This is a genomic window from Bacillota bacterium (assembly GCA_040754675.1).
Lineage (GTDB): Bacteria > Bacillota > Limnochordia > Limnochordales > Geochordaceae > Geochorda.
In genome coordinates, this window is record JBFMCJ010000045.1 from 1 (window position 1) to 15,144 (window position 15,144).

The 15,144-nt window shown below is 68.9% G+C and carries 15 protein-coding genes; 2 read left to right on the plus strand and 13 right to left on the minus strand.

Going from position 1 to position 15,144, the window contains the following annotated elements:
* Together AB1609_04510 and AB1609_04515 are read right to left on the minus strand one after the other, a co-directional pair.
* Positions 1-1,987: DEAD/DEAH box helicase (locus AB1609_04510; protein MEW6045733.1), on the minus strand; the 1,987-nt coding region annotated here is incomplete at its 3' end.
* Complete coding sequence (locus AB1609_04515; protein ID MEW6045734.1) at positions 1,926-2,576, minus strand: CBS and ACT domain-containing protein; 651 nt, start codon at positions 2,574-2,576, stop codon at positions 1,926-1,928. The genes AB1609_04510 and AB1609_04515, both read right to left, overlap by 62 nt.
* 90 nt (positions 2,577-2,666) lie before the next feature.
* Here AB1609_04515 and AB1609_04520 point away from each other — a divergent pair, with 90 nt between their 5' ends.
* Complete coding sequence (locus AB1609_04520; protein MEW6045735.1) at positions 2,667-3,200, plus strand: DUF402 domain-containing protein; 534 nt, start codon at positions 2,667-2,669, stop codon at positions 3,198-3,200.
* On the opposite strand, the gene AB1609_04525 is transcribed toward AB1609_04520, so the two are convergent.
* The 7 genes from AB1609_04525 to AB1609_04555 are packed head-to-tail and all read right to left on the minus strand — an operon-like array spanning position 3,160 to position 9,792.
* A complete protein-coding gene (locus tag AB1609_04525; protein MEW6045736.1) occupies positions 3,160-4,998 on the minus strand; it encodes a S9 family peptidase in 1,839 nt (612 codons plus the stop codon). The genes AB1609_04520 and AB1609_04525 overlap by 41 nt on opposite strands.
* Complete coding sequence (locus AB1609_04530) at positions 4,961-6,022, minus strand: DMT family transporter (protein ID MEW6045737.1); 1,062 nt, start codon at positions 6,020-6,022, stop codon at positions 4,961-4,963. The genes AB1609_04525 and AB1609_04530 overlap by 38 nt, the downstream gene beginning before the upstream one ends.
* Positions 5,992-6,261, minus strand: a complete 270-nt coding sequence (locus AB1609_04535) for a YciI family protein (protein MEW6045738.1) — start codon at positions 6,259-6,261, stop codon at positions 5,992-5,994. Before AB1609_04535 ends, AB1609_04530 begins: the two co-directional genes overlap by 31 nt.
* A 31-nt stretch (positions 6,262-6,292) precedes the next feature.
* On the minus strand, positions 6,293-6,988 hold the full coding sequence (locus AB1609_04540; protein ID MEW6045739.1) for an ATP-binding protein: 696 nt from the start codon (positions 6,986-6,988) through the stop codon (positions 6,293-6,295).
* A gap of 26 nt (positions 6,989-7,014) precedes the next feature.
* Positions 7,015-7,821 carry an ATP-binding cassette domain-containing protein gene (locus AB1609_04545; protein ID MEW6045740.1) on the minus strand — a complete coding sequence of 269 codons (807 nt, stop codon included), beginning with the start codon at positions 7,819-7,821 and terminating at the stop codon, positions 7,015-7,017.
* A 22-nt stretch (positions 7,822-7,843) separates the two neighbouring features.
* A complete protein-coding gene (locus AB1609_04550; GenBank protein ID MEW6045741.1) occupies positions 7,844-8,812 on the minus strand; it encodes an ABC transporter permease in 969 nt (322 codons plus the stop codon).
* Positions 8,809-9,792, minus strand: coding sequence for an ABC transporter substrate-binding protein (locus AB1609_04555; protein MEW6045742.1), 984 nt, complete (start codon positions 9,790-9,792; stop codon positions 8,809-8,811). The genes AB1609_04550 and AB1609_04555 overlap by 4 nt, the downstream gene beginning before the upstream one ends.
* 139 nt (positions 9,793-9,931) lie before the next feature.
* Here AB1609_04555 and AB1609_04560 point away from each other — a divergent pair, with 139 nt between their 5' ends.
* Positions 9,932-11,047: a DUF2600 family protein gene (locus tag AB1609_04560; GenBank protein MEW6045743.1), complete on the plus strand. Its 1,116-nt coding sequence runs from the start codon at positions 9,932-9,934 to the stop codon at positions 11,045-11,047.
* Here AB1609_04560 and efeU read toward each other — a convergent pair.
* From efeU to udk, 4 genes are all read right to left on the minus strand, one after another.
* Positions 11,036-11,869 (minus strand): iron uptake transporter permease EfeU, encoded by an 834-nt coding sequence (efeU, locus tag AB1609_04565; protein ID MEW6045744.1) that lies wholly within the window; start codon positions 11,867-11,869, stop codon positions 11,036-11,038. The two genes, AB1609_04560 and efeU, sit on opposite strands and share 12 nt — an antisense overlap.
* Before the next feature lie 164 nt (positions 11,870-12,033).
* The gene (locus AB1609_04570; GenBank protein ID MEW6045745.1) at positions 12,034-13,110 is read right to left on the minus strand and encodes a peptidoglycan DD-metalloendopeptidase family protein; all 1,077 of its coding nucleotides are present in this window, start codon (positions 13,108-13,110) and stop codon (positions 12,034-12,036) included.
* 370 nt (positions 13,111-13,480) lie between these two features.
* Positions 13,481-14,083 (minus strand): Fe-Mn family superoxide dismutase, encoded by a 603-nt coding sequence (locus tag AB1609_04575; protein MEW6045746.1) that lies wholly within the window; start codon positions 14,081-14,083, stop codon positions 13,481-13,483.
* Between the two features lie 101 nt (positions 14,084-14,184).
* Positions 14,185-14,850 carry a uridine kinase gene (udk, locus tag AB1609_04580; protein MEW6045747.1) on the minus strand — a complete coding sequence of 222 codons (666 nt, stop codon included), beginning with the start codon at positions 14,848-14,850 and terminating at the stop codon, positions 14,185-14,187.
* Positions 14,851-15,144 lie beyond the last annotated feature (294 nt).

Here is a 15,144-nt window from a genome sequence, read left to right on the forward strand (position 1 = left end):
GCCGCGCCGCGTAGCGCAGAAGCGCCGCGGCCGCGGCTTCATACATGTTGCATGACTCCTGGAGCCACCGCGCCGTTCGACGCTCGGCATCATCGCCCCCGCGCCCGAGCCGCCGTTCGAGCTGCGCCAGCAACGACCCGGCGTGGCGCCCCAGAAGCGTGGAGCGGCTCAGGCCCTCGCCCCGCCAGAACGGGATCGTGGCGAGGCCCGCCTGCGAAGCCCGGCTCACGATGACCCGGTCGGGCCTGATCTCCTCGATCCGCCACGCGCCCATGCCGAGCCAGAAGACGTCGCCCCGGCGCCTTTCGTAGGTGAATTCCTCGTCCAGCTCCCCCAACTTGACGTCGGTGCCCTGCAGGTAGACGGGGTACAGCCCGCGATCCGGGATGGTGCCGGCGTTGGCATACAACAGCGGCAGGGTGCCCGGAGCAGCGGTGATGCGACCCGTGGCGAGATCCCGGCGGATGCGCGGCCTTACCGGCCGCAGGGACGGAGAGACCCCGGCGCCGTGAGGGCCGGGAACACCGACCCGTGCCGTGAGGGGTACGTCTCCGGCCATCAACGCCAGCACGTCGCGAAACATTTCCCGGGAAAGGTCCGCGAACGGCTGGGCCCGGCGGACCAGGGCGAAGAGCTCGTCCTCGTCCCACGAGCGGACGGTGGCGGCTCCCGCCACGAACTGGGCCAGCACGTCCAGGGGCTGGCGAACCGGATGCAGCGGCTCGATGTCGAAAGCGGCGATGGCACGCGCCGCGGCCGCCGCTTCCAGGAGGTCCCCGGGGTTCTTCGGGATGATGCGGCCCTTGCTCGATGCCGCGACGGCGTGGCCTGACCGGCCCACCCGCTGGAGGCCCTGGGCCACCTCCGCGGGGGATTCCACGTGCACCACCAGGTCGATGAAGCCCACGTCGATCCCGAGTTCGAGGGTGGCGGTGGCCACCACGGCCCTCAGCTCCCCCGCCTTCAGCGCCTGTTCCACGTAGAGGCGGGCGGCCCGGGACATGCTGCCGTGGTGCGTCAGCGCAAGCCGCCGCCCGGCCAGTTCGTTGAGCTGGTGGGTGAGCCGCTCAGCCTGGCGGCGGTTGTTGACGAAAACCAGGGTCGACCGGTGCGCCTCGACCAGTTCGAGCAGGCGGCGCACGATGGAAGGCCAGACGGTCCCCTCCGGTCCGCCGGGGAAGTCCTCGGCCGGGAGCACCACCTGCAGATCCATCTGCCGGCGGCCCCCGGTATCGAGGATCTGTACCTGCGCGGCCCGGTCGCCACCCAGGAAGGCGGCCGCGGCCTCAGGCGGGCGGACGGTGGCAGAAAGCCCGATGCGCTGTGCGCGGTGCCCGGTCAGCTCATCCAGGAGTTCCAGGCAGAGGGCGAGGTGAGCGCCGCGCTTGGTGGGGGCCAGCGCGTGCAGTTCGTCGATGATGACACGGCGCACCCTTGCAAGCGCCGGGCGAAGGCGCGGCGAGAGCAGCATGAGGAAGAGGGATTCGGGCGTGGTGATCAGCAGATGAGGGGGGCGGCGCACCATGGCGCGCCGGGTTCGCTCCGGCGTGTCTGCCGTTCGCACGGCCACCTCGATGGCACGCCACGGCCGGCGCTGCTCCCGGGCTGCCGCCGAAAGTTCTTCCAGCGGCTGTTCGAGGCTGCGGTGGATGTCGTGGCTCAAAGCCCGCAGGGGCGAGACGTACAGGGTGTGGATGCGGGGCGGTTCTTCTTCTTTGCTGGCAGGCGGTCCGTTCCAGCGCACCAGCTCGTCAATGGTGACGAGGAACGCCGCGAGCGTCTTGCCCGACCCCGTGGGCGCGATGATGAGCGCGTCCCGTCCCGACCGGATGACCGGCCAGCCCAGGCTCTGGGCAGGCGTCGGGCGGCCGAAGCGCCGGCCGAAGTATTCGGCAATCAGCGGGTCAAACAGGCCCCAAAGCGCGTCAGCCAGCCCCGGGCCGGACCTCCCAGTTGACGCGGCAGCCCGCCTCCTGTTCCAGTTCAGCGGCCAACGACGCCACGTCGTCGCCCTGGATGCGGAAGACCAGGTGAGCCTGCCCCGGCGCGGAGGGCGTGGTGACCACGCTGTGGATGTTGAGACCCCGGCCCGCTATGACGGAGGCGATGCGTGCAAGTTCACCGGGGCGGTCGGCGCAGTCCACCTCCAGGCGGATGCCCGGCTTGCGCATCCCCAGCAGGTCCACGAACGCATCGAAGATGTCTGTCTCCGTGATGATGCCCACCAGCCGCCCGTCTTCCACCACGGGAAGGCCGCCGATCTTGTGCTCTCTCATGAGGAGCGCTGCCTGTTCGATGGGTTCGTCGGGCGCCACCGTGATGACCCGGCGGGTCATGGCCTCCTGAACCGTGAGCTTGTCCAAAAGGTAGCGAAGCTCGTAGATGCTCAGGCTCGTGGCCGGGGAAGCGGAGACCCGCATGAGGTCGAGAAGCGTCACGATGCCCACGAGCTGGTCGCGGGAAACGACGGGAAGCCTTCGAATCTTGCGGCCGTCCATCAACCGCAGCGCCTCCGAGACCGGCGTCGTGGGCTCTACGGCGATGGGGTTGGCCGTCATCTTGTCCCGGACTCGCACACGACTTCCCCCCTGGCTGCAGGAATCTGTCGCGTTTCCGATGAGAAAGTTCTCCGAACGTGCGGATCCCCTCTTCAGGGGGCGAGGAGCATGCCGGGCAGAAAGGCGCGCACCGTCTGGATCGCCAAGCAACGAAGCGACGGGAGTCTCCGCATCCGCTACCCGGGAGAGCTTGCCGGCATGTCCGGCGGGTTTTTCGTGGTGCGAACGGCGTGGGCCGGGCTCGTCTGGAAGACGCCCTTCGTCACCATGCGCCCCGGCGACCCGTGCCTGGAGTACTACCGGGAGGGGGCGCCGGCAGTCTACCTGCGCCTGATGGGGCGGGGCGGGGATCTTCGAGGCTGGTACGTGGACTTCACCGAGGGCGTACGGCAGGCATCGGGGGAATGGGCGTATCGGGACCTGGTGCTGGACGCGTTCGTGCGCCCGGGCGGGCAGGTGCTGCTCCTGGACGTGGACGAGTTCGTGCAGTGGGTCCAGGGCGAGGCCGCCCCGGCAGAGGTGCGCCAGGTGGTTGCGGGGCTATCCGACCTGACCCGCCGCCTGAGCGGCGCTCTTCCGCCCTTTGCTAAACGGGGCAGTACTAGCCTGCGAGCAGGAAACGCTCGAAGAAGTCCGCCGTGAGGCGGTACGCCCGCTGCAGATTGGCCCGCCGGGTGAAGCCGTGGCCTTCGTCTTCGAAGACCACGTACTCCACCGTGCGGCCGAGCTGCCGCAGGCGCTCCACCATCTGGTCGGATTCGGCCTTTACCACTCGCGGGTCGTTGTGGCCCTGGATGACGAGAAGCGGCGCCCGCACCTGGTCCACGTACGTGATGGGTGACCGTTGCAGGAGAAACTCCCGGTCCTCGTCGGGGTCGCCGACCCACTCTTTCATGAAGCGCCGCCACGTCGGCGGCACACTCTTTGCAAACGTGACCAGGTTGCTCGGGCCGACGATGTCCACCGCCGCGGCCCAGTACTGGGGAAGCCGTGTCACCGCCGACAGGGTGGCAAACCCGCCGAAGCTGCCCCCATAGACTCCAAGCCGGCTCCCGTCCACCCAGACAAGGCCCTGCAGGTAGCGGGCGGCGGCCTCGATGTCCTTGAGTTCGGCGCCGCCCCAGTCCCGGTGGATCAGGCGCTGGTAGGTGATCCCGTATCCGGACGAGCCTCGTATGTTGGGCGCCATCACCCCGATGCCACGGTTCAGGAGGTACTGGTAGAGCGGGTGATAGGTGGGCCGCTCCTGCGCCTCCGGGCCGCCGTGGATGGAGAGCACCACGGGCGCGGGGTTGCCCGGGCCGGCGCCGGCCGGGCGGTAGAGCCACGCCGGGATCCTCCGCCCGTCGAACGTGGGGTACCCGATCAGTTCTGGAACCACCAGATCCTCGTCCGGGATCCCGCCCAGCATGCTGGAGGTCAGGCGAAACAGGCGGCCGTCGGCCATTCGCAGCGTGTAAAGCTCGCCGGATCGCCGGGGCGTGGCCACCATCAGGGCCAGGTACCGGCCGCCGGGCGAAAAGCGAAGGGCCCCGACGACCCCTTCGGGCACGGGAAGCTCGCTTCTCACCCGCCCGGAGGGCAGCTCGAGCAGGCGCACCCGGCTGTAGCCGCCTTCGTTGACCACCACCGCAGCCGTCTCGCCGTCCGGGTTGATGTCGGCACCCTCCACGTCCCAATCCGGGGTGTAGATCCATTCAAGCTCCCCGGGTGCGCCAGGCCTGGCGAGCGCAAGCCCCGTAAACTCCCGGCCCCGGTTGGTCGCCAGCAAGAACGCCGACCCGTCAGGCAGCCAGGGCCCCGGAAGGTGGATGACCTGGCCTTCGTGGGGCGTCACGTTGTGGTAGGCGCCGGTTCGTACGTCCAGCACGTAGACGTCCTGGTCGGTGTTGGACCGAGCGGCGACTACCGTCATCCGCTGCCCGTCAGGGGCCCAGAAGGCGGGCTCCAGGTACTCGCCGGTCGAGAGGACGCGCCGCACTTCGCCGTCCGGCAGCTCCCGGACCATCACGTCCACGTCCGTGGGGCTGTGCTCGTTGCCGCCGTACGCCAGAAGCGAGCCGTCCGGGGAGATGGCGCCCGGCCCAATCTCGTAACGGACATCCTCCCGGGGCGTGAGCAGCACCGGCCACCCGCCCGCGGCGGGCAGTGCGAACAGCTGCCAGAACTCGGTGCCGTTCCTGTCGGCCAGGAAAACGACCCGGTCACTGTTGGGTGAAGCCGCAACGATGCGCACCGTGCGGTCCTCGAAGACCGTCAGCTGGTCGGGCCAGCCTCCTTCGACGGGCACCCTCCACAGATTGAACTGCCCCGAGATGTCCGAGGAGAAGTAGACGAAGCGCCCGTCGGGGCTGAACGCCAGGGTCGGCTGATGGCGCCGGATCGCGAAGAACTGCTCGAACTCATGTCTTGGGCGCGCTCGCTCCTGAGTGTGCTGCACGGGTCATGCCCTCCTCCTTGTGGCGAGAGCCACGTTGTCCGCCGGACGTGGGTACGCTGACGAGTACCACGGCCGTCACGATCAGAGCCGCCCCCACCGCCTGTGCCGGCGCCAGGTGTTCGCCCAGCACAAGAGCCGCCAGGGCGAGGGCCGTGACCGGCTCGGCTGCCGACAGGACCGACGCGACCGTCGGCCCGACCCTGGCCATGCCCGCCAGGAAGGCCGTCACCGCGTACACCGTGGAGACGAGCCCGAGGGTCACGGCGGCCGCCCAGCCCGGGGCCCGGATGGCGGTGAAGCTGTCTCCCGCGATCAGGACGGCGGCAAGCGAGGAGAAAAGTGCCCCCGCGCTCACCCGCCGCGCCAGGTCGCTTGTGCCCAGCCGGGCCTGCACCGAATGGCTCAGCAAGATATACCCCGCGTACGAGGCCGCGGCGGCCAGCGCAAGCACCACCCCCCGCCCGTCGAGGTCCCGGAGGCTGGCGCCGGCTACCAGCGCGCTGCCGGCAACCGCTGCCGCCACCGCCGCGCCCTGGGCTTTACCGGGAGCATAACGGTGGATCCCCGCCGATCCGGCTGCCACCAGGGCCGGGTAGGTATAGAAAAGCAGGGCCGCCACGCTGGCCGGCACGAATTGCAGCGCGGCAAAAAACCCCATGGCCGTCCCCGCGTACAAAGCAGCGCCCAAAAGCAGCCCGGCTACCCGGTCACGCCGCAGAGTGCCGCCGCTCCGGGCGGGACCCCTTGCGGCGGCCACCCTGGAAACAACGGCCAGCGCTGCCCAGGCCACAGCGAACCGGGCTGCCAGCAGGGTGAACGCTGTCGCACCGTATGCGTAGGCGACGCGGGCCAGTGCCGGCATCGCTCCGAACGCGACGGCCGAGCTGAGCACCAGCAGCACGCCGGCCGCAAAGCGTGCCGCAGAACGCGCCTCCGCCGCAGCGGGCTCGTGGGGGCCTGCAGGGGCGGCGGACGGTGCGAGCGGCGCAGAGCCTACAGGCTCTCGAGCGCGAGCGGCGTCCATTCCAGCAGTGTGAAGCGGCGGGCGCCCCCGCTTATGACGGGATCTTCCAGGACGAGCTTTCGCGCCTCCTCCATGGAGCGCACGCGATAGATAACCATGCCGCCGCTGCCGTCTGCAAAGGGCCCGGCCATCACCACCCGGCCCTCACGGTGCAGCCGGGCCAGGTACTCCAGGTGGGCCGGGCGAAGCTGAGTGTTGGCCTCCTTGTCCACGATCCACAGAAGCGCCACCGCGTGCACCTGGAAATGCAGCCTCCCTCCGGACGGGCGGTCAGGTCGCGCACGCTTGTTCCTGGCCGCGCGGCAGGTGGATGCGGCACACGGCGCCGCCTTCCGGGGCGTTGCCCACTTCCACCCGCCCGCCGTGAACCCCCTCCACGATCTCCCGCACGATGAGAAGACCCCAGCCCGTGTTGCCCGGCCCCTTGGTGGTCACCGGCTCTCGCAGGATCCGGCCGAGAAGCTCGGGGGCAAACCCGGGGCCGCTGTCCTGTACCGTCAATTCGGCCCAGGACCCTGTCGCGCCTTCCCCTGCGACCTTCACCGTTACCCGGCCGCCGGGGGGCGTCGCCTCAATGGCGTTTACCAGCACATTGGTAAGGGCCAGCGCCAGGAGGGTCTCATCCCCGCTAACCCGGACCGGGCCCCCGGTGGGGGCGCCCGCCCAGACAGCCTGCACCCCGGTCTGCTCGAAGCGCGGCGACAGCACCTCCAGCAGGCCTTCCGAAAGGTGAACCAGGTCCACTGGCTTCATCTGCACCGCCCCGGGCAGTTGGGCCACCTCCGTCACATCGGCCAGGCGAACGGCCGAGTCGATGGCCCCCAGTGCCCGCTGCAGGTACCGCACCCCGGGGTCGTCGCGGCAGTGCTGCATGGCAAGCTGGAGGGCCGCCCGGGCCAGGGCCAGTTCGTTCTTGAGATGATGGCCGAACCGGGCAGCGGCTGCCGCCAGTGGCGACGTGTACATGGCAGCCTGGGGCACCTCCGCTTCACTTACGGAGTAGATCCAAGCACCAGCTCGTCGTCGAGGGCGGCCTCCCCGCACGCCTGCCGGAAGGCCTCCATGAACCCCTGGAGTGTCATGCGGCGGCGCTGGTTGCCCCGCAGGTCGAGGACGATGCGCCCCTGATGCATCAGCAGCGTACGGTCTCCGAGGCTCAGCGCGTGTTTCAGGTTGTGGGTCACCATCAACGTGGTGAGCCGGGAGGCGGCCACGAGCTCCCGCGTGAGTTCGAGGACCGTCTCGGCGGCCTGGGGATCCAGGGCGGCCGTGTGCTCGTCCAGCAGCAACAGCCGGGTTCCTCGGTGCATGGTGGCCATCAGGATGGCGAGGGCCTGCCGCTGGCCACCGGAGAGGTGGTTCACGGGGGTCTGGAGTCGCCGCTCCAGGCCCATTCCCAGCCGCGCCAGGGCCGCGGCGATCTCCCTTCGCCTGCTCGCCTGCAGGGCGAGGGCGAGACCGCGGCGGCTGCCGCGGGTCATGGCGAGCACCATGTTCTCCTCCACGGTGAGCGTCCCCGCCGTGCCGGCCCGGGGGTCCTGGAAGACCCGCCCGATGAAGGCCGAGCGGCGGTACTCCGGCCAGTCGGTCACGTCGCGGCCGTCGATGACGACGCGTCCCGAGTCGGGCAAAAGCGAACCCGCCACGACGTTGAGAAGGGTGGTCTTCCCGGCGCCGTTGCTGCCGACGAGCGTGGCAAACTCGCCTTCGGTGAGGTGCAGCGAAACGCCGGCAAGCGCCGGGCGGGTGTCCGGCGATGTGTCGTGGAAGGCCTTTTGGACCTGAACCAGTCGCAGCATGTCTGCACCGCCGCCACCATTCTCAAGGCCCAGGGCCTTTGCGCCCGTCCGGATGCGCGTGGTGCACCGCCGCAGGCCATGCCGGGCGCCGGGGCAGGGGAAACGGAAGACGAAGGTGGCGCATCCGCCGGGATCCCGGAAGGGCCGGCAGCGCCAGCGCCGGGACGACGAGAAGCGCCGTGGCGAGCTTCAGGTCCCCGGGAGCGAGCCCGAGTTCGAGCGCCCCCGCGATAGAGGCCCGATACGCCAGGCTTCCGACCACGGCAGCCGCGAGCGCCGCGTGAAGCCGCCGGGGCCGCAGGATCGCCTCGCCCAGGATGACGGACGCAAGGCCTGCCACGATGGTGCCGAACCCCATGTTGACGTCGGCAAACCCCTGATATTGTGCCGTCAGCGCGCCGGAGAGCGCCACCATCCCGTTGGAAATCGAAAGTCCCAACGTCTTGGCCGACCCGGCCTCGATCCCGGCGCTTGCCACCATGCTTTCGTTGTCGCCCGTGGCGCGCAAGCTGAGCCCCACCTCGGTTCGCAAGAACCAGTACAGCACGCCCGACATGCCCGCGGCCACCGCCAGGAAGAGGACGAGCGCCGGCGCCTGCGTGCCGACGGGGGTCTTTTCGACGTACTGGACGAGCGTCGGCATACGAAGGAGCGGGACGTTGGGCCGTCCCATGATGCGCAGATTGATGGAGAACAGCGCCGTCATCGTGAGAATCCCGGCAAGGAGCGCCGGGATGCGCATGCGCGCGTGCAACAAGCCGGTGCAGGCCCCCGCCAGCACCCCCGCGCCGAACGCCGCCAGCGTGGCGGCCGGTGGCGCTGCCCCACCTGCGATGAGGGAGGCGGCCACCGCACCGCCCAGCGGAAAGCTCCCGTCGACGGTCAGGTCGGGCACGTTGAGCACCCGGAACGACAGGAAGACTCCCAGCACCATGATGCCGAAGAGCAGTCCCTGCTCAACGACCGCCTGAACCAGGTCGGCGCCGATCAGCGGATCACCTCCGCCGCCTGCTGCAAGAGTTCGCCTGAAACCACCACACCCATTCGAGATGCCGCCTGGAGGTTGATGATGAGGCGAGCCTCTTCCTGGAACTGGATCGGCATCTCGGCCGGCGAGCGGCCCTCCAGCACCTGTGCCGCCATCCGGCCCGTCTGCCGCCCGAGCTGGTAGTAGTCGATGGCTACGCTGGCAAGCCCGCCGCGCCGCACGCTGTCGCCTTCGCCCACGATGAGCGGCTTGCGGTAATCCTCGGCCACCTTGATGACCGACTCCAGGGCGCTCACCACGGTGTTGTCGGTGAAAACGTAGAAGGCATCCGCCCGCCGGGCGATGGACTGGGCCGCCGTCAGTACCTCGGTGCTGCTAGCGGCGCTGGCCTCCACCAGTTCAAGGCCGAGTCTGCGGGCCGCGTCGCGGGTGAGTTCGAGCTGCACCCGGGAGTTCACCTCGCCGGCGTTGTAAACCACGCCCACGCGCCTGGCCGAGGGAGCGAGTCTCTTGAGGAGCTCCAGCTGGGCGGCCACCGGCGTCATGTCCGAGGTGCCCGTCACGTTGGTACCGGGGCGCTGCAGGCTCTCCACCAGGCGCGCCGCCACGGGGTCGGTGACAGCCGTGATGAGGATGGGTATGGTGCGGGTGGCCTGCGCCGCGGCCTGGGCGGTGGGCGTGGCGATGGCCAGGATCATGTCCACCTGGTCGGCCACGAACCGCCGGGCGATGGTCTGTGCGATCGCGAGATCGCCCTGGGCGCTTTGCACCGCGTACCGGACGTTCTGGCCCTCCCGGTAACCCAGTTCCGCGAGGGCATCCTGAAAGCCGCGGCGGGCCGCGTCCAGGGAGGGGTGCTCGACGATCTGCATGATGCCGATGTGGTACGTCTTGCCTGGAGCGGGCGCCGCGAAGGTGCCGGCGGCCATCGTAACGAGGAGCATGAGGACGGCAAACGCCATCGAGGCCGGCCGCTTGCGCATGAAAAACACCTCTCCTCCTCCCCGGTAGGCCGGGGCCGGCGCTCTTTTGGGTGTCACACCTCCGGCTCGGGCCCCGGGTTTCGTTTTGGACAGCATGAATTTACAGTCCCGGCGGGAAATCCTTCTTGGAAGATGTCGAGTGGCCTTTCCAGCGTTTCGCTTTGTGCAGGGAACCGTCGCGGCGCTGACGGCAGCGCGCATGGTGCACGCGCTGCGAGCGGCCCGGCATGAACTCCTCGCGTGGCGCCATCGCGCCGGCTGCATCCCCGACCCCGAGGTGCGCCGGCAGGCCCTGGGCAGCATCGACCACAAGGCGTTTCACAGCCTGGGGGCCTCCATGTTCGCGGCCGCCGTGCCGGCGCGCCGGGCGGCCGGAATGGTGCGTTTTTGCGTGGCCTACCAGACCCTGAGCGACTTCCTGGATAACCTTTGTGACCGCAGCCGCCCCCTGGACGCCTTCATGCGGCGCGCCTTGCACGAGGCCCTGGTAGTGGCCCTGGATCCGAAGGGGCCGGAAGTGCCCGTACGGCTTTACCGCCGGCGCTTCGACGACGGCGGCTACATGGCCGAACTCGTCGGCACCTGCCAGAGGAGCGCGGGGGAGCTTGTGCGAGAAGAGCGCACGGTGCAACTCCTACGGCCCCTTGCGCGGCTGTATGCCCAGATGCAGTCGCGCAAGCACTCCCCGCCCGGCGGGCGGCGAGCCCGGATGGTGCGCTGGGCTGCACGGATCCCCGAAGGCGGCCCCCTCGCCTGGTGGGAGATCGCTGCGGCCGCCGGTTCCACTCTGGGCGTCTTTGCGGTGCTCGCGGCCGATGCCCGGGGCTGCTCGTGGCGGGAGCGCCGGCAGACCCGATCGGCCTACTTCCCGTGGATCTCGGCGCTGCATATCCTCCTCGACTACACCATCGACCAGGCCGAGGACGCACGCGCGGGCGAACTCAACTTCGCGGCATGCTACCCAAAACAGGCCGCCGGGGAGCGGCGGCTCTTGTGGCTGTTCCGGCGGTGCCTGACCGTGTCGCGCAGCCTCTGGGCGCCCGAGTTTCACCGCCTGGTGGTGGTGGGGCTGCCGGCCCTCTACCTCACCGATCCCAAGGCCGGCCCGTACCGGGACCTGCGGCGGGCCGTGGAGGCGGAGGACCGGTGGGCGGCACGGGTGCGCCCCTTCATCGAGCTGTGGCGCCACCGCCGCTCCCCGGCGCCCCCGCAGGTGCGGCCCTTCACGCTTCCCGACCGCTCCTCAGGTAGCTGAAGCCGGCGCCGAGACGGCCGGGCGGGGCCGGGTGGCACCCACGTACCGAACGCCGACGGTCGCCATGTAGGCGATCCAGGCGAGAACCTCGAGCAGCGACGGGTTCGCGTTGTACCCCACGAGCGCCTTCAAAAACGAGCCCAGCGCGCTCTTCTCGTTGATGAGCCAGTTGATGTCCCACACGTGCTCGACGAACGTGGGCAGCACGCCGGCTTCCTGCAGCTCGTGGACGCCGGCCGCAAGGAGCCCCGCCGCCACCACGATGAGCACGAGGCCCGTGTAGAAGAAGAACTGGCGCAGGTCGAGTCTCACCGACGCCCGGAACGTCAGGTAGGCCAGCAAGACCGCGGCCGCCACGCCCAGCAGCGCCCCTGCGGCTGCGCCCGCGCTCGGCTGCGCGAGGAAGACCGCGCTCAGGAACAGCACACTCTCGACGCCTTCCCGCAGCACGGCCACGAACGCGATGGTCGAAAGCCCCAGGAGCTGGCCGGCCGACAGCGCGTGCTCGACCTGATGCTCCAGGCGGCCTTTCAGATGGCGGGCCTGCGCCTGCATCCAGAGGATCATGGAGGTGAGCACGGCAACTGCCGCCAGCATCACGGCGCCTTCGAAGATCCCCTCGGCGCGCCCCTCCAGGCCGCCGAAAAGCCAGGAGAAGAGTGCAGCCAGAAGCAAGCTGGCAGCCACCGCCGCCGTTACTCCGGCCCAGACGTGGCGGGCATGGCGTGCCCGCCCGATCTTGCGAAGGTATCCGAGCAGGATCGCGACGATGAGAGCCGCTTCAATGCCCTCGCGAAGCATGATAAGTGCGGCTGCGGCCACGGCTGATATACTCCCTCGTCCGGATGGGGCCGAATTGAAGGGGCATACGGATTTCCGGGGGGAGTATAACCCCACTTACTTAATCACGTCAACTATGAACCTCGGAAAGCAATTCTCCGTAGCGCCCGGTTTTGTGTTGAACATGATTCTCAGTCGCAAGACATTTATCGCGGGGGCAGGAGCGAGAGGGGGTTGACGGGGCGGTCGTTTTGCTTGACCCGGAAGTCCAGGTGCGGCCCCGTGGAACGGCCGGTGGAGCCCGACCAGGCGATCACCTCGCCGCGCTTTACCTGCTGGCCCACCTGCACCCGGATGCGCTTGAGGTGACCGTACAGCGTCTGAAGGTCCCCGCCATGGGCAATGACGACGCCGTAACCGAACCCGCCCATCCACCCCGCCTGCACGACCACGCCCGAGGCCGCGGCCCTCACGGGCGTCCCGACGGGGACGGCGATGTCGAGCCCCTCGTGGAACTCCTGCTCGTTTCGGTCAAAGGGGCTGTGGCGCCACCCGTAGCCCGAGGTGATGGGGCCCGTCACCGGCCAGCTGAGCCGCGTGCCTTCCTGGGGCTGCGGCGAGCGCGCCGGCAGCCAGAGCATCTGGCCGGGGGTGAGGCTGCGCGGGTCCAGGATGGCGTTGGCGCGCTGCAGATCCTCCTGGGAGACCTTGAAGCGCCTCGCCACGGACCACAGCGTGTCGCCGCGCCGGACCCGGTAACGGCCCCACTCGGTGATGGTCCCGCCAATGCCGGCCCGGGGTACGAGCAATCTCTGCCCCGCCCGGATGGTCGTTCCGGTCAGGCCGTTCAGCGAGCGCAAGGTTTGCACGGTCGTGCCATACAGGCTGGCGATGCCGCCCAGCGTGTCGCCCGGCTTCACCGGGTACCACCAGGTGCCGCTGACCAGGTGCTCGACGGTTGCGCGGTTTGCCTGGCCGGTAGGGCTCAGCTTGCTTTGCTGTTGAAATTGCTGCAGAGCCCTGGTCGTCCGGGGGCCGTACACCCCGTCCAGCGTGAGGTCATAGCCCAGGCTCAAGAGCAGCCGCTGAACGGCCAGCACCGCCGTCCCCTTCTGCCCCGACCTCGGGGGAGATGCGACCACCCGGCGCACCCATTCAGGATACTCGTGGGAGCGGATGGAAAGCACCGCAGGAGCCGAAGCGGAGGCTGGGGGGGCCGTCACCCGCGGCCCCAGCAGCACGAAACCCACCATCAACCCGGCTACCACTGCTGCGACAGCCATGCCCGGCCGGGGCCGCCACGGCGACGTAGAGGGCCCTGTTGTGTCCTCTCCCACCGCTGTCTCGAGTACCTCCACAGTCCGGTACGGAAGGTTCCGGCTGGCAAGCCGGTAGCGCCCTGGCAGTATGCCCATGGAGCCGGCGGCCAATGCGCGAGCCGTGTCAGGGTCAGAGGTTGGGAGGCGCATTCCACGCCCGGCTGGCAACATCCTTCCAGGCCCGGTGCGGGAAGCGCCGGTATCATGTGGAAGCGCCGGCTACGCCAGGATATGCAGCGGCCGGAGGCTTTGTACACAATGCGCCGCCCCGGGTCCTGGCCGAGGGCGGTTTGGCGGATCCCGGGGCGGCGTATCTCGAGCTGGATGGCGTCTCTTATCGGGCGATGGCGTCGAAGCGCTCTTCGACCTTTGCCCAGTCCAGGTTGCGGAAGAACGCGTCGATGTAGGCGCCCCGGTTCACCCCGTAATCGATGAAGTAGGCGTGCTCATAGGTATCCAGGGCAAGGATGGGCGTGGCATTCCAGACCGGGAACGTGTTCTGCGCGTCGCCGATGAAATTGAAGAGGTACTTCCGGTCGTGGTCCCAGGCAAGCCAGGCCCAACCGCGGGCGGCCATCCCCGTGGCCTTCAGATCCTTGGCCCACCGTTCGTAGCTTCCGAAGTCCTTCTCGATCTGGGCAAGAAGCGCCCCGGATGCCTTTCCGCCGCCCCCACCCAGGATGTCGAAGTACAGCTCGTGGTTCTTGACCCCGCCGACGGCGAAGGTGAGGTCGACCTTGAGCGAGCGGATCAGGCTGTAGGTCTGGTTCGCCGCCTGGTAGTCCGCGTCCGAGAGTTCGGCCAGCTTGCCCATGATCTCGTTGTACTTGTTGACATACCCCTGGTAGAGCTTGTAGTGCTCGGTCATGGTACGCTCGGAGATCCCGTCCAGTTGACGGACGGACGCAAACTGTCTGGCGGTAATCTGGTGTGCCACCGCGGATCGCTCTCCTCCCTGACGCAACTTGGGTGGCCCTCACGGGACCCGGCCTTCGCTCGGAGGGCTCGGGATAGGATAGCCACGGCTCCTATGGTAAGTCAAGAAAGCACGGTGGATACCTTGCCCTGCGCCCTCTCCGCGAGGATGGCACGGACCTTGCTCGCCAGCACGTCGATGGCGACCTCGTTGAGGCCCCCCTCGGGGATGATCAGGTCGGCGTAGCGCCTGGTGGGTTCGACGAACTGCAGGTGCATCGGGCGTACGGTCTCGAGGTACTGCTCTACCACCGACTCGAGGGTGCGGCCTCGTTCCTTGATGTCCCGCATCAGCCGGCGGAGCACCCGGACGTCGGCGTCGGTGTCCACGAACAGCTTGATGTCCAGCCTCTGGCGCACCCTCGGGTCTTCCAGCACCAGGATGCCCTCGACGATGACGATGTCGGTGGGTTCGACCCGCACCGTCAGCGCCGTCCGAATGTACGTGGCGAAATCGTAGACCGGCTTTTCGATGCTCTCGCCCCTCGCCAGCCGGTCCAGGTGGTCGACCAGCAGCTCCGTGTCGAACGCCGACGGATGGTCGTAGTTGACGCGCCGGCGCTGTTCGAGCGTCAGGTGGCTCTGATCCCTGTAGTACGAGTCCTGTTCGAGAAGCGTCGCCCTCGCTCGGGGCACCCGCTGCAAAATGGCCTGCGCCACGGTGGTCTTGCCCGACCCCGTGCCGCCGGCGATGCCGATGAAGACCGGGCGAACGCCCTCTTTGGGCAGGGATGGCAGGGCGCCGACACCCCCTGTTCTCTCTCGCGTTGCGCCACCTACGCAGTCTACCACTTTCCGGAGCGCCCGGGAGCGGAGGCCGCGGGGGCCGCACGGGTGTATGCTACAAACGAGAAGAACTATAACCGCGAACAAGCAGGTGCGGGATAGGGCCTGGGCGTACTGACGCGCTGGCTGCAGTGCGCACCTGGCAGCGGGGAGGGGCTGACGCTCTCATGGAGGACCGGCGGGCGCGCACGGTGGAGGAGCGGGCCGAGGCGTTCACCACCCTTTCGTGGCTTCCTC

What these genes read in the sequence shown, in the direction of transcription:
- AB1609_04520 (MEW6045735.1), top strand. Translation starts at nt 2,667, where the DNA reads ATGCCGGGCAGAAAGGCGCGCACCGTCTGGATCGCCAAGCAACGAAGC.
- AB1609_04530 (MEW6045737.1), bottom strand. Translation starts at nt 6,022, where the DNA reads ATGGACGCCGCTCGCGCTCGAGAGCCTGTAGGCTCTGCGCCGCTCGCA.
- AB1609_04540 (MEW6045739.1), bottom strand. Translation starts at nt 6,988, where the DNA reads ATGTACACGTCGCCACTGGCGGCAGCCGCTGCCCGGTTCGGCCATCAT.
- AB1609_04545 (MEW6045740.1), bottom strand. Translation starts at nt 7,821, where the DNA reads ATGCTGCGACTGGTTCAGGTCCAAAAGGCCTTCCACGACACATCGCCG.
- AB1609_04555 (MEW6045742.1), bottom strand. Translation starts at nt 9,792, where the DNA reads ATGCGCAAGCGGCCGGCCTCGATGGCGTTTGCCGTCCTCATGCTCCTC.
- AB1609_04570 (MEW6045745.1), bottom strand. Translation starts at nt 13,110, where the DNA reads ATGGCTGTCGCAGCAGTGGTAGCCGGGTTGATGGTGGGTTTCGTGCTG.